24 protein-coding genes and 2 pseudogenes are annotated in these 22339 nt (G+C 70.3%); 7 read left to right on the forward strand and 19 right to left on the reverse strand.

Annotated features, from left to right (window positions below; all coding sequences use genetic code 11):
• The first annotated feature begins 4 nt into the window (after positions 1–4).
• Entirely contained in the window at positions 5–1432 is a 1428-nt protein-coding gene (gene pyk, locus ACWC5C_RS16920; protein WP_450876128.1) for a pyruvate kinase, read from the forward strand.
• A 53-nt stretch (positions 1433–1485) separates the two neighbouring features.
• Here the strand turns inward: pyk and ACWC5C_RS16925 are convergent, their stop codons facing one another.
• From ACWC5C_RS16925 to ACWC5C_RS16965, 9 genes and pseudogenes are all read right to left on the reverse strand, one after another.
• Positions 1486–2133, reverse strand: a complete 648-nt coding sequence (locus tag ACWC5C_RS16925; protein WP_450876167.1) for a hypothetical protein — start codon at positions 2131–2133, stop codon at positions 1486–1488.
• A gap of 90 nt (positions 2134–2223) precedes the next feature.
• Positions 2224–2610: pseudogene (locus tag ACWC5C_RS16930) on the reverse strand (Clp protease N-terminal domain-containing protein); the annotation flags it as partial.
• A 117-nt stretch (positions 2611–2727) separates the two neighbouring features.
• A pseudogene (locus ACWC5C_RS16935) lies at positions 2728–3129 on the reverse strand (Clp protease N-terminal domain-containing protein); the annotation flags it as partial.
• Positions 3129–4433: a caspase, EACC1-associated type gene (locus ACWC5C_RS16940; RefSeq protein WP_450876129.1), complete on the reverse strand. Its 1305-nt coding sequence runs from the start codon at positions 4431–4433 to the stop codon at positions 3129–3131. The pseudogene ACWC5C_RS16935 and the gene ACWC5C_RS16940, both read right to left, overlap by 1 nt.
• 2 nt (positions 4434–4435) lie before the next feature.
• Positions 4436–4792: an effector-associated constant component EACC1 gene (locus tag ACWC5C_RS16945; protein ID WP_385446478.1), complete on the reverse strand. Its 357-nt coding sequence runs from the start codon at positions 4790–4792 to the stop codon at positions 4436–4438.
• A gap of 191 nt (positions 4793–4983) precedes the next feature.
• On the reverse strand, positions 4984–6267 hold the full coding sequence (locus ACWC5C_RS16950) for a hydrogenase expression protein HypF (RefSeq protein WP_450876130.1): 1284 nt from the start codon (positions 6265–6267) through the stop codon (positions 4984–4986).
• Between the two features lie 73 nt (positions 6268–6340).
• Positions 6341–6871 carry a DUF6114 domain-containing protein gene (locus ACWC5C_RS16955; RefSeq protein ID WP_450876131.1) on the reverse strand — a complete coding sequence of 177 codons (531 nt, stop codon included), beginning with the start codon at positions 6869–6871 and terminating at the stop codon, positions 6341–6343.
• Between the two features lie 139 nt (positions 6872–7010).
• Positions 7011–7628, reverse strand: a complete 618-nt coding sequence (locus tag ACWC5C_RS16960) for a DUF6230 family protein (protein ID WP_450876132.1) — start codon at positions 7626–7628, stop codon at positions 7011–7013.
• Between the two features lie 568 nt (positions 7629–8196).
• Positions 8197–9162, reverse strand: a complete 966-nt coding sequence (locus tag ACWC5C_RS16965; protein ID WP_450876133.1) for a tetratricopeptide repeat protein — start codon at positions 9160–9162, stop codon at positions 8197–8199.
• A gap of 135 nt (positions 9163–9297) precedes the next feature.
• On the opposite strand from ACWC5C_RS16965, the gene ACWC5C_RS16970 reads away from it, so the two are divergent.
• Complete coding sequence (locus ACWC5C_RS16970; protein WP_450876134.1) at positions 9298–10002, forward strand: TetR/AcrR family transcriptional regulator; 705 nt, start codon at positions 9298–9300, stop codon at positions 10000–10002.
• On the opposite strand, the gene ACWC5C_RS16975 is transcribed toward ACWC5C_RS16970, so the two are convergent.
• The 5 genes from ACWC5C_RS16975 to ACWC5C_RS16995 all read right to left on the reverse strand — a co-directional run bounded on the left by ACWC5C_RS16975 (position 9978) and on the right by ACWC5C_RS16995 (position 13407).
• Positions 9978–11678: an acyl-CoA mutase large subunit family protein gene (locus ACWC5C_RS16975; protein WP_450876135.1), complete on the reverse strand. Its 1701-nt coding sequence runs from the start codon at positions 11676–11678 to the stop codon at positions 9978–9980. The two genes, ACWC5C_RS16970 and ACWC5C_RS16975, sit on opposite strands and share 25 nt — an antisense overlap.
• Before the next feature lie 111 nt (positions 11679–11789).
• Complete coding sequence (locus ACWC5C_RS16980; RefSeq protein ID WP_385446472.1) at positions 11790–12125, reverse strand: DUF3817 domain-containing protein; 336 nt, start codon at positions 12123–12125, stop codon at positions 11790–11792.
• Positions 12126–12177: 52 nt separating this feature from the next.
• Entirely contained in the window at positions 12178–12702 is a 525-nt protein-coding gene (locus tag ACWC5C_RS16985) for a MarR family winged helix-turn-helix transcriptional regulator (protein WP_385446471.1), read from the reverse strand.
• Between the two features lie 73 nt (positions 12703–12775).
• Complete coding sequence (locus ACWC5C_RS16990) at positions 12776–13066, reverse strand: MTH1187 family thiamine-binding protein (protein WP_450876136.1); 291 nt, start codon at positions 13064–13066, stop codon at positions 12776–12778.
• Positions 13063–13407, reverse strand: coding sequence for a DUF3817 domain-containing protein (locus ACWC5C_RS16995; RefSeq protein WP_385446469.1), 345 nt, complete (start codon positions 13405–13407; stop codon positions 13063–13065). Before ACWC5C_RS16995 ends, ACWC5C_RS16990 begins: the two co-directional genes overlap by 4 nt.
• 139 nt (positions 13408–13546) lie before the next feature.
• Here ACWC5C_RS16995 and ACWC5C_RS17000 point away from each other — a divergent pair, with 139 nt between their 5' ends.
• Both ACWC5C_RS17000 and ACWC5C_RS17005 read left to right on the forward strand, forming a co-directional pair.
• Positions 13547–14185 carry an AIM24 family protein gene (locus tag ACWC5C_RS17000; RefSeq protein WP_450876137.1) on the forward strand — a complete coding sequence of 213 codons (639 nt, stop codon included), beginning with the start codon at positions 13547–13549 and terminating at the stop codon, positions 14183–14185.
• Entirely contained in the window at positions 14185–14835 is a 651-nt protein-coding gene (locus ACWC5C_RS17005) for an AIM24 family protein (protein WP_450876138.1), read from the forward strand. The genes ACWC5C_RS17000 and ACWC5C_RS17005 overlap by 1 nt, the downstream gene beginning before the upstream one ends.
• 34 nt (positions 14836–14869) lie before the next feature.
• Here the strand turns inward: ACWC5C_RS17005 and ACWC5C_RS17010 are convergent, their stop codons facing one another.
• Positions 14870–15862: an RNA-guided endonuclease InsQ/TnpB family protein gene (locus ACWC5C_RS17010; RefSeq protein WP_450876139.1), complete on the reverse strand. Its 993-nt coding sequence runs from the start codon at positions 15860–15862 to the stop codon at positions 14870–14872.
• A 107-nt stretch (positions 15863–15969) separates the two neighbouring features.
• Between ACWC5C_RS17010 and ACWC5C_RS17015 the strand changes: the two genes are divergently transcribed.
• Both ACWC5C_RS17015 and ACWC5C_RS17020 read left to right on the forward strand, forming a co-directional pair.
• Positions 15970–16650 carry an AIM24 family protein gene (locus ACWC5C_RS17015; protein WP_385446465.1) on the forward strand — a complete coding sequence of 227 codons (681 nt, stop codon included), beginning with the start codon at positions 15970–15972 and terminating at the stop codon, positions 16648–16650.
• Positions 16651–16744: 94 nt separating this feature from the next.
• Positions 16745–17221, forward strand: a complete 477-nt coding sequence (locus ACWC5C_RS17020; protein ID WP_450876140.1) for a MarR family winged helix-turn-helix transcriptional regulator — start codon at positions 16745–16747, stop codon at positions 17219–17221.
• A 16-nt stretch (positions 17222–17237) separates the two neighbouring features.
• Here ACWC5C_RS17020 and ACWC5C_RS17025 read toward each other — a convergent pair whose 3' ends face one another.
• The 4 genes from ACWC5C_RS17025 to ACWC5C_RS17040 all read right to left on the reverse strand — a co-directional run bounded on the left by ACWC5C_RS17025 (position 17238) and on the right by ACWC5C_RS17040 (position 21550).
• Positions 17238–18620, reverse strand: a complete 1383-nt coding sequence (locus ACWC5C_RS17025) for a sensor histidine kinase (RefSeq protein ID WP_450876141.1) — start codon at positions 18618–18620, stop codon at positions 17238–17240.
• Positions 18613–19269 (reverse strand): response regulator transcription factor, encoded by a 657-nt coding sequence (locus ACWC5C_RS17030; RefSeq protein WP_385446462.1) that lies wholly within the window; start codon positions 19267–19269, stop codon positions 18613–18615. Before ACWC5C_RS17030 ends, ACWC5C_RS17025 begins: the two co-directional genes overlap by 8 nt.
• A gap of 57 nt (positions 19270–19326) precedes the next feature.
• On the reverse strand, positions 19327–20292 hold the full coding sequence (gene meaB / locus ACWC5C_RS17035; protein WP_450876142.1) for a methylmalonyl Co-A mutase-associated GTPase MeaB: 966 nt from the start codon (positions 20290–20292) through the stop codon (positions 19327–19329).
• Positions 20293–20368: 76 nt separating this feature from the next.
• The gene (locus ACWC5C_RS17040) at positions 20369–21550 is read right to left on the reverse strand and encodes an acetyl-CoA C-acetyltransferase (protein WP_385446504.1); all 1182 of its coding nucleotides are present in this window, start codon (positions 21548–21550) and stop codon (positions 20369–20371) included.
• A 154-nt stretch (positions 21551–21704) separates the two neighbouring features.
• Here ACWC5C_RS17040 and mce point away from each other — a divergent pair, with 154 nt between their 5' ends.
• Positions 21705–22145, forward strand: a complete 441-nt coding sequence (mce, locus tag ACWC5C_RS17045) for a methylmalonyl-CoA epimerase (protein ID WP_450876143.1) — start codon at positions 21705–21707, stop codon at positions 22143–22145.
• Positions 22146–22339: the final 194 nt, after the last annotated feature.

Genomic DNA, 22339 nt, shown 5'->3' on the forward strand with positions numbered 1-22339 from the left:
CCTCATGCGCCGTTCCAAAATCGTCTGCACACTGGGCCCCGCCGTCGACTCCTACGACCAGCTCAAGTCGCTGATCGAGGCCGGGATGAACGTGGCCCGCTTCAACATGAGCCACGGAAGCCACCCGGAGCACGAGGAGCGCTACCACCGCGTTCGCAAGGCGTCCGAGGAGACGGGGCGCGCGGTCGGCGTCCTCGCCGACCTCCAGGGCCCCAAGATCCGGCTGGAGACCTTCGCGGACGGCCCGGTGGAGCTGGTCCGCGGGGACGAGTTCATCATCACCACCGAGGACGTCGACGGCGACCGGACCATCTGCGGCACCACCTACAAGGGGCTGCCCGGCGATGTCTCCAAGGGTGACCAGATCCTGATCAACGACGGCAACGTCGAGCTGCGGGTCACCTCGGTAGAGGGCCCCCGGGTCCGGACGATCGTCATCGAGGGCGGGGTGATCTCCGACCACAAGGGGATCAACCTGCCGGGCGCCGCGGTCAACGTGCCCGCGCTGTCCGAGAAGGACATCGACGACCTGAAGTTCGCGCTGACGATGGGCTGCGACATGGTCGCGCTGTCCTTCGTCCGGGACGCGGCCGACGTCCGCGATGTGCACCGGATCATGGACGAGGTCGGCCGCCGGGTGCCGGTGATCGCCAAGGTCGAGAAGCCGCAGGCGGTCGCCAACATGGCGGACGTCGTCGCGGCGTTCGACGGCGTCATGGTGGCCCGCGGCGACCTGGCGGTGGAATACCCGCTGGAGAAGGTCCCGATGGTGCAGAAGCGGCTGATCGAGCTGTGCCGCCGCAACGCCAAGCCGGTGATCGTCGCGACCCAGATGATGGAGTCGATGATCGAGAACTCCCGGCCGACCCGCGCCGAGGCGTCCGACGTCGCCAACGCGATCCTGGACGGCGCGGACGCGGTCATGCTCTCCGCCGAGTCGTCGGTCGGCTCGTACCCGATCGAGACGGTCAAGGTGATGTCCCGCATCGTCCAGGCCGCCGAGGAGGAGCTGCTGTCGCGCGGCCTCCAGCCGCTGGTGCCCGGCAAGAAGCCGCGTACCCAGGGCGGTTCGGTGGCCCGTGCGGCGTGCGAGATCGCCGACTTCCTGGGCGCCAAGTCGCTCGTCGCCTTCACCCAGTCCGGCGACACCGCGCGGCGGCTCTCCCGCTACCGCGCCCAGCAGCCGATCCTGGCCTTCACCACGGACCCCGACACCCGCAACCAGCTGTCGCTGAGCTGGGGCGTGGAGTCCTTCGTGGTGCCGTACGTGGAGCACACCGACGCGATGGTGGACCTCGTGGACGCCGAGCTGTCGAAGCTGGGCCGCTACTCCTCGGGCGACATCATGATCATGACGGCGGGTTCGCCCCCCGGCGTCCCCGGCACCACCAACATGGTCCGGGTGCACCACATGGGCGGCGAGAGCCGCTAACCACCCAGCGGTGAACCACCGGGCGGCCGGGCTCCTTCACGGGGCCCGGCCGCTCAGCTCATGGCCCAGATGTAGCGGTCGTCGACGACGGGTTCGCTCGCGGTCTGGTCCGCGAACAGCTCCGCGATGTGCCGCGCGGTCACGGTCTGCGCCCCGTCCGTCATCCGCACCCTGGACCCCGCCTCGTCCAGGACCTCCACCGCCTTCCCGGGCAGCACGCGGTCGGTGATGTGCCGCGCGGAGAGGCGCACGGCGGCGTCGAGAGCGTCGTCGGTGATGGTGACCTGGTGGTGGGCCTCGTACTCGCCGCGCAGCAGCTTGAGGATGCCGACGGCCTCGTCATGGCTGGGCTCGTGCACCGGAACGGTCTGGAAGTACTCGCCGATCTCCGGGAATGCCGCGTAGGTCTCCGGGTCGGTGACGGCGATGATCCGCGTCTTGTGCCACGCGAGCACGCGCAGCGCTTCGATGTCGCCCGCCCGCACGTTGTCCACGAACAGCACCGTGCGGTCCAGGTCCCCCACCGTCTCCCGGGTAACCTTCGCGACGTCGACGGCCAGCAGCCGCACCTCGGCCAGTGCCGCCGGTACGTCGCCCCGGGCGATGCGCTCGGCCAGCCCCGAGACGATCGACGTGCGCCCGGTGCCCACCTCCCCCACCAGCAGGGCGTTGCTACGGGACTTGCGCATCAGGATCTGCATGACCCGCTGGATCTCCCGCTCGCGCCCGACGACCACGGGCGGTGACTCCGGGGGCGGTACGGGGCCCGGTTCCGGTTCCGGTTCGGGGGTGGTGAGAATGCGGATGACCTCGGCCCGCACCCGCTCCGGAGTGGCGAACGCGCGCAGCAGCTGCGCCCCGTCCCCGTCGCTCTCGCGCATCAGCCCCAGCAGCAGATGCTCCGTACCGATGTAGTTGTGGCCGAGCGACAGCGCGTCCCGGAGGGCCAGCTCCAGTGCCTTCTTGGCCCTCGGCGTGAACGGGATATAGCCGGTCGGGGGCTTCGTGCCGAAACCGGCGGTCCTGATCAGCCGCTCGCGGACCGCGTCATGCGAGATGCCGAGGTTGTGCAGCGCGGCGGCGGCGACGCCCTCCGCCGGGAAGAGACCCAGCAGGATGTGCTCGGTCCCCAGGTGGTTGTGGCTGAGCTTCCGCGCGGCCTCCTGGCCCTCCACCAGGGCCTGGCGCGCCCGGTCGGTGAACCGCTCGAAGAACTCGTTCCCCTGGGTGGGCGCGGTGGTGGGCGCGGTGGTGGGCGCGGCCCCCCTGGCGGCGGGATCGCGGACCTTCTCCCGCATGGCCTCCAGCTGGACGCCGTAGGCCCCGAGGACCCGGGATGCGATGCCGTCCCGCTCCCGCATGAGGGCGAGCAACAGGTGCTCCGGACCGATGTAGTTCATGCCGAGCTGGATGGATTCCCGGAGCGCGTCCTCCAGCGCCTGCCGGGCCGCCGGGGTGAAGGGGATGTGCCCGCTCTTGGCCTCCGTACCCCGGGAGAGGGCCCGCTCCACCTGCTCGCGCACCCCGGCCGCGGACAACCCGACGCTCTTCAGGACCTCGGCACCGGGGCCTTGGTCTTCGCGGAGCACACCGAGCAGCAGGTGCTCCGTGCCGATGTAGTGGTGCTTGTACTCCCGGGCCACTTCCTGGGCTATCACCACCGCCCGCCGCGCCCGGTCGGTGAACCGCTCGAACATCACTCACCCCCAGCCAGGATTTCGGACAGATGCTGGTGAGCCCGCAGCGTATGCGGATGGTCCGGGCCCAGCACCCGCTCCCGGTCCGCGATCAGCTCGCGCAACAGCGCCACCGCCTCGTCGTGCTCGCCGGTGAGGGCCAGGTTGTGGGCCAGGACATGGCGGGTGCGCAGTGTCTGCACGTCGTCCGTGCCCAGGACCCGCCGCCGGTCCAGGAGGAGCAGCCGCAGCATCCGTATCGCCTCCGGCCGCCGCCCCGACTCGCCCAGGTTGACGGCGAGGAACTGGCGGCTGCGCAGGGTGTCCGGGTGGTCGGGGCCCAGCAGCCGGGTCTGCCGGGCGTGGATCTCCCACAGCCGGTCCACCGACTCCGCGGGCGCACCGGCCCCGCCCCGGGTGTGCGCGAGCCACTGACGGGTGCGCAGCGTCGCCACATGGTCGGCGCCCAGCAGGGCCTTCTGCTCCTCCAGCAGGGCACTGAACGCCTCCGCCGCCTCCGCGTACTTGCCCGCCGCGCACAGCGCCACCGCGGCATCGTGGCGGGCGGGGTCGTCGGGGATCCGGTGGGCGCGGTTGCGGGCGAGGGCGAGGAGGGCGGCGTTCCGCGAGCCGCGCTGGAGGGGTGCGGGCAGGCCCTCGGCGGTCATGGTGGCCTGGAGCCGCCGGTAGACCTCGTCGATGCTGAGCAGTTCGGGCCCGCCCGTCACACCGTCCCGCAGCAGCCGGATCAGCCGCCCGGTGAACGCCGTGGTCTTCTCGCCGTCCTGGATCAGGGAGACCTCGTTGCCCTGGGAGGACGCCATCACATACGTGCCCTCCACATCGACCTGCCCCATCACGGCGGCCTTCGGCCCGGCCATGGTGCCGCTGAGCGCGCGGCCGGAGAAGCAGCAGTCGAGGATGATGACCTTCGAGGTGGCGCGGCTGCCGAGGACGACATCGCGCAGCTTGCGGTATTCCAGGGAGTCGAACTCGGGATCCTCCCATTCGCTGTCGGTCAGCGACAGATACAAGTCCTGCCGCCGGGGCGCGATGAGGCCATGGCCGACGTAATGAACCAGCAGCAGGTCCTCCGCCTCGGCCGCCGTCGCCCGTAAGGCGCGGCCCACCCGCTGAATGTCGCCGTCGTCCAGCAGTACGGTGCAATGCCGGTCCGGGACCGCTCCGTACGCGGGATCGGTGAGAGCGGCGGCCAGATCCTGGATGGTGTCGCGGACAGCGGGAAGGTCCGGAAGGTTCGGGTCGGAATAGCGACTTGTGCCGATCAGGACCGCCCGGGAACGCTCGGAATCGGGCAACCGCATGGCTATTCCTCTTCTGCGCGCAGCGCCTGCCGGAGAATCTCCTCGACCGAATCCTTGGTCACATGCCGGGCGTCGATCTCCAGCCGCTGGCCGTCCGCCCGGTGGACCGTGACCTTGATGCCGGAGCGGCGCGGCTGGGACAGCCAGGCCCGCAGCGAGGACGCCAGGACGGAGAGGGCGCCACCCGCGCCCAGCGAGACCACGAGCAGCTCCGCGGCCGCCCCCATCTCGCCCTCGCGCGGCGGTGCCGCCTTCGGTTTCACCCGCCCGGCCAGTTCGGGTTCACCGCGCAGCCACTCGGCGAGCTGCGCAAGGCTTTCGTCCGGCTCCGGGCCGTCGACCGAAATATGGCTCTCCACCGCTGCCCCCCGTTTTTCCCCCGGCGCGCGCCAAGCGGCATGGTGCGCGTCCACGCGAACACTCAAGGTAATGATAGAGCCCGGCGCGGACAAACGCGCCCGCGAGCACCGGGCGATCGGCCTGGTGCCCGCGGGCGGTGCCCTCCGAGGAGGGCCTTGCGGCTCCCGAACAGGTATGTGGTTTTCCGGGGTTATTCCCCGGTCGTGTACACGTGCATTCCCGGGATGGTCAGTTCGCCACCGAACTGTCCGGCCTGGGTGACCGTCACATCGGTGAAGAACACCTCGGGGATGTTCACCGGCGGCGGGGTCTTCGGGCTGAAGGTGATCGGGATGATCCCCAGGAGGTTGCCCTTCAGCTCCTCGGTGTACATGGTCACCGTGCCGTTGCGGAACTCCGAGGTGGAACCCTCGCGCGCCGCCACGTTGGTGGTGGTCCCGCCCGGGCCCTTGACCAGCTGGTGCAGATCCTTGATGTCCACGCCCTCGGCGGTGAACTTGAGGACCTTCTTCGACTGGCCGTTGTGCGTCCGGACGTCGACGATGCCCTTGTAGTCCAGTCCGTGCAGGGAGAGCATCGTGGTCTTGAGGACCCATGGGTCGTCGGGCAACAGGCTGGCGGTCGGCTCGTCCTTCGCGTTCTTGTACGCGTCGGCGTCGAACTCGGGGCAGGGGTAGCCCACCTTGCCGCTGTCGTCCGCGCCCTCGGACGGGGAACCGGAGGGCTTCGGCAGGGCCTTGTCGGCCTTGTCCTTGGCGTCCTCGGCGGCCTTCCCGGCCTTGTCGACGGTGTCCTTCACACCGTCGCCGACCTTGTCCACCGTGTCCTTGACCGGGTTGTCGGTCTTCTTCCCGGTGGACTCGGTGGACGGGGAGGGGCTGGGCGTCGCGGAGGACTGCGACGGGCTGGGCGTGGCGCTCGGCTCGGCCGAGGCGTCGTCGCTCTTGGCGGCGTCGTCGGCGTCGTCGGCCTTGTCGGCCTCGTCCGGGGTGAAGATGTCGTGCAGCTTGTCCCCGATACCCAGCGGGTCCAGCGGGTTCTTGCTCTCGGACTCCGACGGGCTCGGCGACGCGCTGGGCTCACCGGACTCCTCGTCGTCCCCGGAGTCCGACGAACCGGACGGGCTCGGGGTCGGAGTCGGCTTCGACGGCGCGGAACCGGACGTACCGTCCTGGTCTCCGGAATCCTCAGCGCCCTGGTCCTCGGAGCCCTTGTCGTCAGAGCCCGGGTCCTTGGCGTCCGAATCCTTGCCGCCGTCCTTGTCCTTGTCCTCGGGCGAGCCCTTCTTGCCCTCGGCGTCGTCCTTGTCGGCCTCGTCCGGCTGGGAGACACACGGCCCGGCCTTGTAACGGTCCTCGGCCCGCGTGTTCGCCGACGCGAGCTGCGGGGTCAGCCCCATGCCCATGAGTACGGCCGTCGGCATGGCGGCCAGCGCTATCGCTTTGCCCGCGGGCACCTGAAGGCGAGTGAGCATCGACTTCCTCGGCGCCGCGTGCCGCGGTCCGGTTCTCGCCCGGCGCGGACTTCCGTCCGCGGCCTGCTCCTCTTCACCCCGCACGGTGCCTCCCATTCGTGGCTTCCTGGTCCGGTGCGGGTCCGGCCCCCGCCGGCTCCGGCACACCGCCATCGTCAGCGCCGTCCTTGGGCGCGGTTCCCGGGCCCCCGGCCGGCTGTGCCGCGGGAGTCTCGCCCGGCGCCCAGGCGACCCCCATGCCGCCGCCGAAGAGGGCGAGCAGGAATCCGACCAGGAAGCCGCCGATGTTGGACACGGGCAGCGACACCAGGCCGAGCAGGATCGAGGCGACCCCGGCGAACGTCCGCACCATGGGCTGGAACCACATGGTCAGACCCAGCATCACCAGCAGTACGCCGATGATGAGCGAGGCGGATCCGGCGGTGGTGGACAGGTTGATCGTGAACCCGCCCGCGTTCAGGCTGTTGTACGGGAAGTACATGATCGGCAGCCCGGCCAAGGTGGTGAGCAGCCCCGCCCAGAACGGGCGCTGCCAGCGCCACGCCCGGAAGGCCTCCCGCCAATGGCTGATACGGTCACGCGCCCCCGGCGACTCGGCACTCATTGAAAACAGCTCCCTGGGGCTGGCGATCTCGGCGATCGCACGTTCTACTGCGGTACTCAACTGCGCGGCGCCTTGGCGCCTCTGGGCGTTGCCGGGTGAGGGGCAGCGCCGCGGCCCCCCACCCTTCCAGCTCAGCGCCTCAGAAGCACTCGTTCTTGCCCTTGCTGACCTTCATCGAAAGGCCGGAGAGCTTGAACGTGCCCGCACTGGTCGCCCATGCGGTCTGCTTCACACCAGTCAGCGTCGCCGAATCGGCCTGCTGGGCGAACGAGCCCGGAAGGGCCTTGTCGCCCTTGTTGATGCCGGGACCCTTGTTCGCGTCGCCCGCGGCCACACCGATGTCGATGCCGCGGAACGTCGCGTCGGCGTCCAGCTGGTCAAGGTCGATGAAGAGGTTCTTCGCCTCGACCACCTTGGCGCCGTTACCGGCCGACAGCTTCAGCGACACATCGCCGAAGACCGGGACCGGGACGACCACCGACTGGCACAGACCCTTGAGCTTGGCGCTCTTGAACGCGGACACCGCGACGGGGATGCTCTTCCCGCCGTGCTGGGTGTCTATCGCGCCGTACTGGGCGAAGCCCGTACCGTCGAGCCGGTCGACCGCGACCTTGAACTGCTGGCCGGACACGTTGAACGAGGCCGCGAGCGCACCCTGTGACAGGGCGACGCCGATCGCGGCCGTGGCAGCAACGCTCGGAACCATGACAACGGCGAACCGCTTCCATCTGGTCCCGCCACGAGCCAGGGACTCCATGACTTTCCTCCTTCTCGGACGTACATCTCCGGACCTGGGCCGCGGCCCAGGACTGGGATGGGAGAAGTGCTACGTCCTCGGGAAGGAGAGCGCCCACGTCTCACAGGCGCGAAACTGCACCCGCCGAAACACCGGCGATCACCCCCGAGCGACAACCACTGGCCACGCTTCTCGCGCAACCTCCTGGACAGGCCCTGCCTGTTGGGCAGAGACCCCCCTGTCCACGGCCGGCGCCACTGCCGCCGGCCTGCTCGGTGGGGACCCACCCGCAGCACCGCGCCGACCGGTTGCCGGGCTTCGATGAGGATGGACCGAGCTTGGCTGATCGTGGTCCATTCACGGCTTCGACACAAGGGGTTCGTTACTAGCGAGTAACGGCGCGATAACCGATCAGCGGCGGGTCGGTCGAGGCCGGGCACGCAGGGTCGCCGCCCGACACCCGGAAAGACGGGGAGATTTGACGGCAAGAACGGACAAAGTCCGAGCACTCACTTACTGGCAGTAACAGCAGCCGCGTTTACCAAGTTTTGGTAAAGCGCGGCCGCTGTTCCGTTTGAGACCCGTGAGGTCAGAACAGGACGCGCGCCAACGCGCTACGCGCCGTGACCACTCGGGGATCGTCACCGCCGATCACATCGAACAGGCTGAGCAGATGGAGCCGGGCCGCCTCGCGGTCCTCACCCACCGTGCGCCGCACCGTGTCGACCAAGCGACCGAAGGCGTCCTCCACATGACCGCCCACCAGATCCAGGTCGGCCGCCGCGATCTGGGCCGCCGGGTCCGCCGGGCGCTCGGCGGCCTCCTTGCGCACCTGCTGCGCGTCCAGACCCTGCACCCGCTCCAGCAACTGGGCCTGGGCCAGGCCGAGCTTGGCCTCCGCGTTGGCCGGGTCGTCGTTCAGCACGTTCTGGTACGCGCGGACGGCACCGCCCAGGTCACCCGCGTCCAGCGCCTCGTGGGCCGCGGCCAGCGCGCTGTCGTACGGACCGGCCGGGGCCTCCGGGGCCTCCTGCTCCGCGTCCTCCGCGCCCGCCGCCTCGGCCGGGGCGCCGACGATGCCGAACTGCTGCTCCGCGGCCTGCACCAGCTGGTCCAGCACCTGGCGGATCTGCGCCTCCGGCGCCGCGCCCTGGAACAGCGGCACCGGCTGCCCGGCGACCACCGCGAACACCGCGGGGATCCCCTGCACGCCGAACTGCTGGAAGAGCATCTGGTTGGCATCGACGTCGATCTTCGCGAGGACGAACTTCCCCGCGTACTCCCCGGCCAGCTTCTCCAGGATCGGACCGAGCTGCTTGCACGGCTCGCACCACTCGGCCCAGAAGTCGATGACGACCGGCACTTCGGTGGAGCGCTGCAGGACCTCCTGCTGAAAACCCGCCTCATCGACGTCGAAGACCAGACGCGTGGGCGCGGGCGCGCCGGTACGGGCCGCGTCGGCCCGCGCCTTCTCCGCCTTCTGCTTCGCTTCCCCGGCCGCCTTCACCGCGGCGAGGTCGACCACTCCACTCATGGACATGTTCCGTGGCTGCATGGTCCTATCCTCCCCTCTCGGCGCGGTGAATGGAAAAGCGCGTCGGCCGATGCGCGGACAGGCCGGTCTTACGCTACGAGCCGTAGCGTAACTGGCCGGGACACCCGCGTCTACCTGCGAGTAGGGTCGTGCGCCATGAGCCCGCCCAGCCGGCGCACCGGGCGCCCCCGCAGCGTCGAGGCCGACCGTGCCATCCTCGGCGCGACGCGTGCCGCGCTGGTCGAGCTGGGCTGGGGAAAGCTCACGATGAGTGACGTGGCGGCCCGCGCCGGAGTCGCCAAGACGACCCTCTACCGCCGCTGGGCGGGCAAGAACGAGCTGGTCGTGGACGCGGTGGCGGCGGTCTTCGACGAGCATCTGATGTCGGCCGACTGCGGCAGTTTGCGGGCGGACATCGAGAACGTCGTGGTGCGCTTCGCCGAGCTGCTGGAGCGGCCCGAGACCAAGACGGCGCTGATGGCCGTGGTCGCCGAGGCCACCCACGACCAGGCGCTGGGGGCCCGGGTCCGGTCCGCGATCGTGGACCGGCAGAAGCGGCTGGTGCTGATCGGCCGGGAGCGCGCGCAGCTGCGCGGCGAACTCCCGCGCGAGGAGGACCCGGGCACGGCCGCCCGCAACGCGGACCTGATCTTCGACGTGATCGCGGGCTCGGTGGTGCACCGGCTGCTGGTCAGCGCGGAGCCCGTGGACACGGAGTGGGCCCAGGGCTTCTCGACGCTGCTGCTGCACGGGCTGGCCGCGGCGGCGCGCCCCGAGAGCGGTGAGCGGGGTCCGGGCGGTGAACGGGGCCCGGGCGGTGAACGGGGCGAGAGCGGTCAGAACCCGGCGGGCTCGGTGTAGATCCCCCACTCCTCGCGCAGCGCGTCGCAGATCTCGCCGAGCGTCGCCTCGGCGCGCACCGCCGTCAGCATCGGCTCGATCATGTTGGAGCCGTCCCGCGCGGCCGCCACCATCGCCTTCAACCCCTCGGCGACCCCGGCCTCGTCCCGGCCGGTCCGTCGGGTGCCCAGCTCCCGTACCTGCTCGCGCTCGACCTCGTGGCTGACCCGCAGGATCTCCAGATCGCCGGTGACCGAGCCGTGGTGGCAGTTGACGCCGACGACCTTCTTGTCGCCCTTCTCCAGCGCCCGCTGGTACAGGAAGGCGGACTCGGCGATCTCCCCGGTGAACCAGCCGTCCTCGATGCCGCGCAGGATGCCGGAGGTGATCGGCCCGATCGGATGCCGCCCGTCCGGTACGGCCCGGCGGCCGCGCTCCTTGATCTGCTCGAAGATCTTCTCGGCGTCGGCCTCGATCCGGTCGGTGAGCGCCTCGACGTACCAGGACCCGCCCAGCGGATCGGCCACGTTGAGGATGCCGGTCTCCTCCATCAGCACCTGCTGGGTGCGCAGGGCGATCTCGGCGGCCTGCTCGCTGGGCAGCGCGAGGGTCTCGTCCAGGGCGTTGGTGTGCAGCGAGTTGGTGCCGCCGAGCACGGCGGACAGCGCCTCCACGGCGGTCCGTACGACGTTGTTGTACGGCTGCTGGGCGGTGAGCGAGACCCCGGCGGTCTGGGTGTGGAAGCGCAGCCACTGCGCCTTCTCGGACGTCGCCCCGTAGACGTCGCGCATCCAGCGGGCCCAGATGCGGCGGGCCGCCCGGAACTTGGCGATCTCCTCGAAGAAGTCGAGATGGGCGTCGAAGAAGAAGGACAGGCCGGGCGCGAAGGCGTTGACGTCCAGGCCCCGGGAGAGGCCCAGTTCGACGTAGCCGAAGCCGTCGGCGAGGGTGTACGCCAGCTCCTGCGCGGCCGTCGCCCCCGCCTCGCGGATGTGGTAGCCGGAGACCGAGAGCGGCTTGTACGCGGGGATGCCGCGCGCGCAGTGCTCCATCAGGTCGCCGATCAGCCGCAGATGGGGCTCGGGCGGGAAGAGCCACTCCTTCTGCGCGATGTATTCCTTGAAGATGTCCGTCTGCAGCGTGCCGTTGAGTATCCCGGGGTCCACGCCCTGCCGCTCGGCGGCGACCAGATACATGCAGAAGACCGGGACGGCAGGACCGCTGATCGTCATCGAGGTGGTGACGTCGCCGAGCGGGATGTCCTTGAAGAGGATCTCCATGTCGGCCGCGGAGTCGATGGCGACACCGCAGTGGCCGACCTCGCCGAGCGAGCGCGGATCGTCGGAGTCGCGGCCCATGAGCGTCGGCATGTCGAAGGCGACCGACAGCCCGCCCCCGCCCGCCTTGAGGATCATCTTGTAGCGCTCGTTGGTCTGCTCGGCGTTGCCGAAGCCCGCGAACTGGCGGATGGTCCAGGCGCGGCCGCGGTAGCCGGTGGCGTAGAGGCCGCGGGTGTACGGATACTCCCCGGGCCAGCCGATCCGCTCGAATCCCTCGACCGTGTCACCCGGCGCGGGACCGTAGACCGGCTCGACCGGGTCACCGGACAGGGTGCTGAAGTCCGCGTCCCGCTTGCGCGACGCGTCGTACCGGGCCTGCCAGCGGCGGCGGCCTGCCTCAATGCCTTCGGCGTCCATGCTTCAAATTTACTAGGACGTCCAAGTAATTGTCGACGGCTGACGGTCTCCGCCGGGCCGACCGAGTGGCCGGTCGACCCGTGTCCGCAGGTCGGAGGGGTGCGGCGGGTCTCAGGCCCGCGCGGTCTGCGGCTCGCCGCTGACCAGCGGCTCCAGCTCGCGGGAGACCTTGCGCTCGACGAAGAAGGCCGCGGTCGGGATCGTCCCGGCGAGCAGCACCCAGGCCAGCTTGCCGAACGGCCACTTCGCCTTGGAGCCCACGTCGAACGCGAAGACCAGGTAGAGGACGTACAGCCAGCCGTGCGCGATGCCGACGACGCTGGTGAACCCGGACGCCCCGCTCACGTCCAGCAGATACTTGGCGATCACACCGATGGTCAGCAGGATCAGCAGCACACCGGTGACGTAGGCCATCACCCGATAGCGGGTCAGGACGCTCTTCTTCATGCGGTTGAGCGTAACCGTCCGTTCCGGGGCGATCTTCGCCGCCCCCGGCCCGTCACTCGCCCTCGTCGCCGGTGTCCTCGAAGTCCTCCGCGGCGATCCGCAGCGGGCGCAGCATCCGGAAGATCTCCCCGCACCCCTCGGCGTCGTACACCCCGAGCCCGAAGTCCATGGCCATCAGGTCGCGGGTGGCCGACTCGACCACCTCACGGCCCTGCCCGGTGATGGAGGCGAGGGTGCCGCGGCCGTCGGCCGGATTGGGCCGCTTGTCGACCAGACCCGACTTGACCAGGCGATCCACCGTGTTGGTGACCGAGGTCGGGTGCACCATCAGCCGCTCGCCGATCTTGGACATGGGCAGCTCACCTGACTTGGAGAAGGTGAGCAGCACCAGCGCCTCGTAGCGCGCGAAGGTCAGCCCGTACGGCTTGACCACCGCGTCGACCTGGCCGAGCAGAATCTGGTGGGCCCGCATGATCGAGGTGATCGCGGCCATCGACGGTACGGAACCCCATCGCTGCTTCCAGCGCTCGTCGGCGCGGGCGATGGGGTCGAACGGCAGGCTGAGCGGCTTCGGCACGGTACCGACCCTACCGGCCGGTCATATCGAGGTCAGCCCGGTCTCACCCTTCAAAACGGGCCACGGCGCCCTCCTAGGACAGATGGCGCTCCACCGTGTCCACCTTCGAGGTGAGGCCGTCCGTCACCCCCGGGCGGATGTCGGCCTTCAGCACGACGGAGACGCGCGGAGCGCGCGCCTCCACCGCCGCCACGGCGCGCTTGACCACGGCCATGACCTCATCCCACTCACCTTCGACCGAGGTGAACATCGCGTCCGTGCGGTTCGGCAGACCCGACTCCCGCACCACCCGCACCGCGTCCGCGACGTACTCCCCCACGTCCTCGCCGACGCCCAGCGGGGTCACCGAGAAGGCGACGATCATGTGTTGACCACGCCCTCGCGGCGGGCGCGGGCCGCGATCACACCGGCCTCGGTCTCGCGCTTGAGCATCCGCTCGGCGAAGAAGCCGCCGGTGGGCAGGACGGAGAGGACGAAGTACAGCGCGGCGGTCTTCCAGCCCCACTTGGCGCGGTTCCAGGCGTCCGCCCAGAAGACCACGTAGAGGATGAAGAGGACGCCGTGCACCATGCCCATCACCGGCACACCGTTGAAGTCCGTGGTGCGCTTGAGCACCGAGCAGACGAGCAGCAGCAGGAAGGACACGGCCTCAGGCGCGGAGACCAGGCGGAGCCGGCGCAGCGCGGTGGCGGTCTTGAGTTCCACGAGAGCACCTTCGCATGAGGAGACACGGACGAGGGAACGGAAAAAGAGCGCTTGTGAAGCTGTGCACAAGCGCTTCCTATTGTTGCAGCCCCGACCGCGATCATTTCTCCAGGGTGGCGGGACCGATACCGTCGGCTCCGTGGCTCACTTTCGGCTCCAGGGATCCAGGGTGCTCGCCGTCGACCTGACCGGCGACTCCGTGAAGGCGAAGAACGGCGCGATGGTCGCGTACGAGGGGGACATGACCTTCAAGAAGAGGACGGGCGGCGGGGAAGGGCTGCGGGGCATGGTGACCCGGCGGCTCACCGGCGAGCAGATGGCGGTCATGGAGGTGAAGGGGCACGGCACGTGCTACTTCGCCGACCGGGCCAGCGAGATCAACCTGGTGTCGCTGCACGGCGAGAAGCTGTACGTGGAGGCCGGGAACCTGCTGTGCACGGACGCCGCCCTGCGCACCGGCACCTCCTTCACCGGACTGCGCGGCTCCGCGCAGGGCAACGGGGTGTTCACCACGACCGTGGAGGGCACCGGCCAGGCGGCGCTCGTCTCGCACGGCACGGCGATCGTGCTGCGCGTGACCCCGCAGACCCCGCTCCAGGTCGACCCCGGCGCGTATGTAGCGCACACCGGTAACCTCAAGCAGCACTTCCAGTCGGGGGTGAACTTCCGCGCGGTGATAGGCGAGGGCGGGGGCGAGGGCTTCCAGATCCGCTTCGAGGGCGAGGGCCTGGTGTACGTGCAGCCCAGCGAGCGCGACACGATCGGGGGCGACGACTGATGCCGTTCACCAACCTCACCTCCCGCATGGTGGAGGCCCAGGTGACGCCCGGCCAGACGCTGTTCAGCCAGCGTGGCGCGATGCTGGCGTACCGCGGCCAGGTGCGGTTCACCCCGAGCATCACCGGCGGCCAGCGCGGAGTGATGGGCATGATCGGGCGGCGGGTGGCCGACGAGGCGACGCCGCTGATGACCGTCGAGGGCCAGGGCACCGTGATGTTCGGGCACGGCGGACACGAGGTGCACGTGATCGACCTGGTCGGCGACACGCTGTACGTGGAGGCGGACCGGCTGCTGGCGTTCGACGGCTCGCTGCGCCAGGGCACGATGTTCCTGGGGTCGCAGGGCGGGGTGATGGGCATGGTGCGCGGCCAGGCCACCGGCCAGGGGCTGTTCACCACCACGCTGGAGGGGCGGGGTTCGGCCGCGGTGATGGCGCACGGCGGGGTGATCGAGCTGCCGATACAGCCGGGGCGTCCGGTCCATGTCGATCCGCAGGCATATGTAGCCCACCGGGGTGATGTTCGCAATAAGCTCTCGACGGCCCTCGGCTGGCGCGACATGGTGGGCCGCGGCTCGGGCGAGGCCTTCCAACTGGAGCTGTCCGGCACCGGCACGGTCTATGTCCAGGCATCGGAGGAGAAGCTTTGACCGCTCTCCCGCCTTTCGGCGGCAGAATCCTGGCTCAGGCCGCCTTCCGGACCGGCGGTCCGGGAGGTCTTACGCCCTCGGCACCAGCCGGGTTCAGACCAGCCCGGACGAGCATCACGCGGGCGGAGTTCTTGTCCCTGGGGGATATGACTCCGCACGCGACGCAGGTGTAGGTACGTTCCGAGAGAGGTAGCGCGTGCTTGGTTCTCGCTCCGCACCGCGCACAGTCCATCGTGGTGTGCGCAGGATGCACCAGCCGGACGTCCCGCTGGTGCTTGCGGCCCATCTCGATCAGGGCCGCCTTCGTGGCGCCGATGGCGGCGTCGGCCGCCTTACGCGCCATCGACGTCCTCGCCAGGAACGTCGGCCGGAAATCCTCAACCGCCACCACGTCATGGTCACGCACCACCTTCTTCGCCCATTTGCGGGCAGTGTCCTGCCGCTGCCGGGCGATCTTCTTGTGCAGCTTCGCCGCAGCCGTTCGCCCGTGTTCGGCGTGCGGAAGGTCATGGGCATCGGAGGTGGTGGTGACGGTCTCGCGCACGCCCCAGTCCACGCCCAGCACGCGGCCGGTTCGGGGAAGCGGCTCGACTTGGGCGGGGACGACGAACGACGCGTACCAATGACCGACGCTGTCCCGGTAGACGCGCACACTGGACGGCTCGGCCGGAAGCTCGCGCGACCACACCACCGTCACCACGATGCCCCCCGCCAAGTGCAGGCGGCCATCCTCCCTCGCACGGGACCTGCCGAAGTCACGTACAACCTGCTGCTGAGGAACCGACGAGCCCTCCCTCAGCCAGGGAGTGATACGGCGGGCCTCAGTAAGCATCTTGTCCAGCACGGCCGGACCGCACCTCTCCCCGCCCCTGTGGGCCCTCTTCGAGCGGGCCACGCACTCGTTCCACACCCACCGGCACCGGCCCCACTCCGCCTCAAGCACCGCGCGAGCACCGGCGGACACACGAAGCCGATAAGTCCACCGGGCAAGCCCGGTGTCCTCGCTGGTCTTCGCTTCCGTCGTCACAACCGCCAATCTAAACGGGAGGTACGACAGTTGAGCCTTCCTGGCCTTTTCGGCAGGAGTCCGAATTCCCCTCGGCCTGAAGGTCGGGACAGCCTCGGAGGACCCAGGTGAACGGCCCCGTCATCCACGACGCGTACACGCTCCCGGCCGACGACAACATCAATCCGTACGCCTTCGGTGTGGAACTGGACGGGCAGTGGTTCCTGCAGAAGGGGAAGATGGTCGCCTACTACGGGCAGATCGACTTCCAGGGCATAGGGCTCGGCCCTCTCGACCGGCTCATCGCGACGAGTTTCCACTCGCCGCTGCACGCCGCCGAGTGGGTGGTGGCCCAGGGCAAGGGCAAGATGGTGCTCGCGGACCGGGCGTTCGACGTCAACTCCTTTGACCTGGACGACGGGAACCTCACCATCCGGTCGGGCAATCTGCTCGCTTTCCAGCCATCGCTGGCGCTGAAGCAGTCGATCGTGCCGGGCTTTCTGACGCTCATCGGGACGGGGAAGTTCGTCGCCGCCTCGAACGGTCCCGTGGTCTTCATGGAGCCGCCGATCCGGGTCGACCCGCAGGCGCTGGTCGGCTGGGCGGACTGCCCCACGCCCAACCACCACTACGACCACGAGTATCTGCGCGGGGTCATGGGCGGCATCCGGGCGCACACCGGGCTCGGGGGGACGTCGGGCGAGGAGCACCAGTTCGAGTTCGTGGGGGCCGGGACGGTGCTGCTCCAGTCCACGGAGGAGGTGCTGGCGGAGATAGCCGTCGGCGAGAGCGGGGGTACCGGTTCGTGAGCACGAAGGTGCGGAGTGTAACGTCGAACAGGTGACCTCTACCCCGATAGACGCATTGGTTCGGAATTCAACTTCTATAGGTAGAATGCATCCCATGGAGACCGAGAACGGCACGCGCTGGCTCAGCGATGAGGAACAGCGCGCCTGGCGCACCCACCTGGACGTCAGCCGCCTGCTGACCTACCAGCTCGAACGGGACCTCCAGCCGTTCGGCCTGACCATGAACGACTACGAGATCCTGGTCAACCTCTCGGAGTCGGACGAGCACCGGATGCGGATGAGCGACCTCGCGTCCGCGACGCTGCAGTCCAAGAGCCGTCTGTCCCATCAGATCACCCGGATGGAGAACGCCGGGCTGGTCCGCCGCGAGAACTGCGAATCCGACCGGCGCGGGCTGTACGCGGTCCTCACCGAGCACGGCTGGGACACCATGCGCAAGGTCGCGCCCCATCATGTCGAATCGGTGCGCAAGCACTTCATCGACCTGCTCTCCCCGGCCGATCTGGAGTCGCTGTACGGGTCGCTGGTGCCCGTCGCCGACCATCTGCGCGTCCAGCGCGGCCGGGTGTAGCGCGGCCGGGTGCAGCTCACTTCAGCGGCAGCCGCACCTCGAACAGGGCGCCGCCCCCCGGCGCCTCACCGACGGTGAGCGCGCCGCCGTGCCGCACCACCACGTCGCGCGCGATGGCGAGGCCCAGCCCGGCCCCGCCATCGTCGCGGCTGCGGGCGTCGTCGAGCCGTACGAACCGCTCGAAGATCCGCTCCCGTTCGGCCTCCGGCACCCCGGCGCCGTCGTCCGCGACCGCGACCACGCCCTCGGCGCCGTCCGTCCGCACCGACACCCGCACCTCGCCCCGCGCGTGCCGCTGCGCGTTGTCGACCAGGTTGCCCAGCACCTGGGTGAGCTGCCCACGGGAGCCCGAGGTGGCCACCTCCGCCAGGTCGGTACGGACCGGCACCCGGTCCCCGGTCCGCTGCTCGACCGTCTCGCGCACCAGCGCGTCCAGCGCCACCCTGCTGTCCGCCCGGGGGCGCTCCCCCGCGTCCAGCCGGGCCAGCAGCAGCAGATCGGCCGCCAGCCGCTGAAGCCGCACCACGTCCTCCACCGCGCCCGGCAGATCCAGCAGTTCGGGGTGGGCCACGCCCACCTCCAGCTGGGTACGGAGCGAGGCCACCGGGGAGCGCAGCTCGTGCGAGGCGTCGGCCACGAACGCCCGCTGCCGCTCCACCGACGCCTCCAGCGCGGTGAGCGTCTCATTCGTCGTCCGGGCCAGCCGCGCCACCTCGTCGTGCGAGCCGGGCTCGGGCACCCGCCGGGACAGATCCGTACTCGCCGTGATCGCGGCCATCTCCTGCCGTATGCCCTCCACCGGCCGCAGCGCGCGCCGCGTCACCAGCCAGGTCACCCCGGCCACCACGAGCAGCAGCAGCGGCAGCCCGATGAGCATGGCCTGCCGTACGGTGCCGACCGCGTCGCGCTCGGTGGCCAGCGGGGCGCCCGCGTAGACGGTGACGTCCTCGCCGCGCGGGCTGGTGGCCTCCACGGCCGCCCAGCGGTATTCGGCCGTCGTGCCGTCGATCCGGGCCGACCCGTTGACGTACCGCACGTCCCCGTCGACCTCGCCCTCCTCGCGCTCGCCGTCCGGCGCCACCGAGACCGGGCGCACCGACGGGCTCGGCGTCCCCGTCACGGCCTGCAGATCCTCGCTGACCGCCCGCACCCGGCGCTGTTCGTCCAGCACCTGCACCGGGGTGTCGTCGTCCAGGTCGAGATCGCGGTAGGCGGTCCCGGCCGCGATCTTCGAGGCCACGTCGCGCGCCTGCACCTGGGCGTGCAGCCCGGCCTGGTCGGCCAGGTTGCCGCTGAGCACCCGCAGCACCGCGAGCCCGGCGGCCACCAGCGCGACGGCCACCACCACGGTCGCGCCCAGCGCGGCCCGTGCCCGTACCGAACCGAACGCCCTACCCACGGAGCCGGTACCCCGCTCCCCGCACGGTCTCGATGAAGCCGGGCCCCAGCTTGCGGCGCAGCGCGCTCACGTACACCTCGACGATGTTGGGGTCGCCGTCGTACGCGAAGTCCCAGACGTGCTCCAGGATGTCCGCCTTGGAGCAGACGTCCCCGCCGTTCATCGCCAGGTGCTCCAGCACCGAGAACTCCTTGGCGGTCAGGGACACCTCGTCCCCGTCCCGCTCCACCCGGCGCGCGCCCCGGTCCACCGCGAGCGCCCCGACCCGCACCACGGGCGAGGCCCCGGCGCCGCGCCGCCGCAGCAGCGCGCGCACCCGGGCGACCAGCACGACGTACGAGAACGGCTTGGTCAGATAGTCGTCGGCGCCGGTGTCCAGACCCTCCGCCTCGTCGTACTCGCCGTCCTTCGCCGTGAGCATCAGGATCGGCACCTCGCTCCCGGCCGCCCGCAGGGCGCCGCAGACGCGGTAGCCGTTCATCCCAGGCAGCATGATGTCGAGGACGATCAGGTCGTACGTGCCCTCCTGGGCCCGGTGCAGCCCTTCCCGTCCGTCGTGCACCACGTCGACGGCGAACCCCTCGGCCCGCAGTCCCTTGGCGAGCGACAGGGCGAGCCGCCGCTCGTCCTCCACAATCAGCAAACGCATGGGGCCAAGCGTCGCAGAGCCCGCCTGAAGAACTCTTCAGGTACCGCCCCGCCCCCGTTACGACCCCTCCGTGACCCCAGCCACCAGCTCGTCCGCCGCCGTGTACGGGTCCAGCTCGCCCGCCACCACGCGCTCCGCGAGCGCGCCCAGGCGGCGGTCGCCGTGCAGATCGCCGATGCGGGCGCGCAGGGCGGTCACCGCGATCGTCTCGACCTCGCCCGCCGCCCGCCGCATCCGGCGCTCGGCGAGCACTCCGTGCTCCTCCATCCACGCCCGGTGCTTCTCCAGGGCCTGGACGACCTCATCGGTGCCCTCGCCGCGCGCCGCCACGGTCTTCACGATCGGCGGCCGCCAGTCCCCGGGCGAGCGGGCCTCGCCGAGGCCCAGCATGTGGTTCAGCTCGCGGGCGGTGGCGTCGGCGCCGTCCCGGTCGGCCTTGTTGACCACGTACACATCGCCGATCTCCAGGATTCCGGCCTTGGCCGCCTGGATGCCGTCGCCCATGCCCGGGGCGAGCAGCACCATCGTCGTATCGGCCTGGGCGGCGATCTCCACCTCGGACTGGCCGACGCCGACCGTCTCCACGATCACCACCTCGCATCCGGCCACGTCCAGCACCCGGATGGCCTGCGGGGCGGCCCAGGCGAGGCCGCCGAGATGGCCGCGGGTGGCCATGGAACGGATGTAGACGCCGGGGTCCGAGGCGTGCTCGGACATCCGGATCCGGTCACCGAGGAGCGCGCCGCCCGAGAAGGGCGAGGAGGGGTCGACGGCGAGCACCCCGACCCGCTTCCCCGCCCTGCGGTACGCCGAGACGAGCGCGGAGGTCGACGTGGACTTGCCGACCCCCGGCGAGCCGGTCACCCCGACCACGTACGCGCCCTGCGCGAGCGGCGCCAGCGCGGCCATGACCTCGCGCAGCCGCGGGGAGTCGCCCTCGATCAGCGAGATCAGCCGGGCGACCGCTCGCGGCCGCCCCTGCCGGGCCTGCTCCACCAGCGTGGGCACATCAGCGTCAGCCATGGGTGCCGCGCTCCTCATCACTCAAACGGACATCACTCGGGCGGACGTCACTCGTACGGACGGACCGCTGCCGTGGTCATTCCCCGGGGACGCGGACGATCAGCGCGTCGCCCTGGCCGCCTCCGCCGCACAGCGCCGCCGCCCCGACGCCGCCGCCGCGCCGCCGCAGCTCCAGCGCCAGGTGCAGCACGATGCGGGCGCCGGACATGCCGATGGGGTGGCCGAGGGCGATCGCGCCACCGTTCACGTTCACCTTTTCGGCGGAAAGGCCGAGGTCCTTCATTGACTGCACGGCGACCGCCGCGAACGCCTCGTTGATCTCGATCAGGTCGAGGTCGTCCGCCGTCAGCCCCTCCTTGCCCAGCGCGTGCGCGATCGCGTTGGACGGCTGGGACTGCAGCGAGTTGTCCGGACCCGCCACATTGCCGTGGGCGCCGATCTCGGCGATCCACTCCAGGCCCAGCTCCTCGGCCTTCGCCCGGCTCATGACGACGACGGCGGCGGCCCCGTCCGAGATCTGCGAGGCCGACCCGGCCGTGATCGTCCCGTTCCCGTCGCCCGCGAAGGCCGGGCGCAGCTTGGCCAGGGACTCCACGGTGGTCTCCCCGCGGATGCCCTCGTCCTTGGTGAAGACGACCGGGTCGCCTTTGCGCTGCGGGACCTCGACGGGGGTGATCTCGGCGTCGAACAGGCCGTTCTTCTGGGCGGCGGCGGCGCGCTGGTGGGAGCGGGCGGCGATCTCGTCCTGCTCGGGGCGGCCGATGCCGAGCCGGGTGTTGTGCCGCTCGGTGGACTCGCCCATGGCGACGTTGTCGAAGGCGTCGGTCAGCCCGTCGTGGGCCATGGCGTCGAGCATCTGGATCGCGCCGTATTTGTGGCCGTCGCGCGAGCCGGGGAGCAGATGGGGCGCGTTCGTCATGGACTCCTGGCCGCCGGCCACCACGATGTCGAACTCCCCGGCCCGGATGAGCTGGTCGGCGAGCGCGATCGCGTCCAGCCCCGACAGGCACACCTTGTTGACGGTGAGGGCGGGGACGCTCATCGGGATACCGGCCTTGACGGCCGCCTGACGTGCGGGGATCTGCCCGGCACCGGCCTGCAGCACCTGCCCCATGATCACGTACTGCACCTGCTCACCGGTGACCCCGGCGCGCTCCAGCGCGGCCTTGATCGCGAAGCCGCCCAGGTCGGATCCGGAGAACGAGCGCAGGCTGCCGAGGAGGCGGCCCATGGGGGTACGGGCTCCGGCCACAATCACAGACGTCGTACGAGTCATGGTGCGTCCTCCGCGGGGAGAAGGAAGTTAACGAGGGTTATCGTCAATGTACTGACGAGTACCCGCCCGGTCACCGCCCCATCAGTGTGATCGCGCGCACGTTGCGTAACCGGCCGTGTAGCGGTGCACTAAGCCCATGCTGACGAGAATCGACCACATCGGGATCGCCTGCTTCGACCTGGACAAGACCGTCGAGTTCTACCGTGCCACGTACGGCTTCGAGGTGTTCCACTCCGAGGTCAACGAGGAGCAGGGGGTCCGCGAGGCCATGCTCAAGATCAACGAGACCTCGGACGGCGGGGCCTCGTACCTCCAGCTGCTGGAGCCGACCCGGGAGGACTCCGCGGTCGGCAAGTGGCTGGCGAAGAACGGTGAGGGCGTCCATCACATCGCGTTCGGCACCGCCGACGTCGACACGGACTCCGAGGCCATCCGCGACAAGGGGGTCCGGGTGCTGTACGAACAGCCCCGACGTGGGTCGATGGACTCGCGCATCACCTTCCTCCACCCCAAGGACTGCCACGGAGTGCTGACCGAACTCGTGACCGCGGCGCCCCCCGGGGAAGTGGACCACTGAAGCGGACCACTGACCTACCCCTTCCCCGGCCGGTAGAGTGCAGGCTCGGCCGGGGTACGGGAATCGGAGGGATCGGGGTCCGGCCCGGGCTGAGCCGATGATCTGACACCATTTCTTCGGAAGGGCCAGCTCCGGTCCGCCTGGCACGCTTCACGCCGGGGCGGGGCCGAGAGGGACCGCAAGGGACTGCCAGG

The sequence above is a fragment of the Streptomyces sp. NPDC001700 genome (genome assembly GCF_053596435.1).

Coding starts and splice junctions, on each gene's coding strand:
- pyk (WP_450876128.1), top strand. CDS start 5: ATGCGCCGTTCCAAAATCGTCTGCACACTGGGCCCCGCCGTCGACTCC.
- ACWC5C_RS16925 (WP_450876167.1), bottom strand. CDS start 2,133: ATGCAGATCCTGATGCGCAAGTCCCGTAGCAACGCCCTGCTGGTGGGG.
- ACWC5C_RS16940 (WP_450876129.1), bottom strand. CDS start 4,433: ATGCGGTTGCCCGATTCCGAGCGTTCCCGGGCGGTCCTGATCGGCACA.
- ACWC5C_RS16950 (WP_450876130.1), bottom strand. CDS start 6,267: ATGCTCACTCGCCTTCAGGTGCCCGCGGGCAAAGCGATAGCGCTGGCC.
- ACWC5C_RS16955 (WP_450876131.1), bottom strand. CDS start 6,871: ATGAGTGCCGAGTCGCCGGGGGCGCGTGACCGTATCAGCCATTGGCGG.
- ACWC5C_RS16960 (WP_450876132.1), bottom strand. CDS start 7,628: ATGGAGTCCCTGGCTCGTGGCGGGACCAGATGGAAGCGGTTCGCCGTT.
- ACWC5C_RS16965 (WP_450876133.1), bottom strand. CDS start 9,162: ATGCAGCCACGGAACATGTCCATGAGTGGAGTGGTCGACCTCGCCGCG.
- ACWC5C_RS16970 (WP_450876134.1), top strand. CDS start 9,298: ATGAGCCCGCCCAGCCGGCGCACCGGGCGCCCCCGCAGCGTCGAGGCC.
- ACWC5C_RS16975 (WP_450876135.1), bottom strand. CDS start 11,678: ATGGACGCCGAAGGCATTGAGGCAGGCCGCCGCCGCTGGCAGGCCCGG.
- ACWC5C_RS16980 (WP_385446472.1), bottom strand. CDS start 12,125: ATGAAGAAGAGCGTCCTGACCCGCTATCGGGTGATGGCCTACGTCACC.
- ACWC5C_RS16990 (WP_450876136.1), bottom strand. CDS start 13,066: ATGATCGTCGCCTTCTCGGTGACCCCGCTGGGCGTCGGCGAGGACGTG.
- ACWC5C_RS17005 (WP_450876138.1), top strand. CDS start 14,185: ATGCCGTTCACCAACCTCACCTCCCGCATGGTGGAGGCCCAGGTGACG.
- ACWC5C_RS17020 (WP_450876140.1), top strand. CDS start 16,745: ATGGAGACCGAGAACGGCACGCGCTGGCTCAGCGATGAGGAACAGCGC.
- ACWC5C_RS17030 (WP_385446462.1), bottom strand. CDS start 19,269: ATGCGTTTGCTGATTGTGGAGGACGAGCGGCGGCTCGCCCTGTCGCTC.
- meaB (WP_450876142.1), bottom strand. CDS start 20,292: ATGGCTGACGCTGATGTGCCCACGCTGGTGGAGCAGGCCCGGCAGGGG.
- mce (WP_450876143.1), top strand. CDS start 21,705: ATGCTGACGAGAATCGACCACATCGGGATCGCCTGCTTCGACCTGGAC.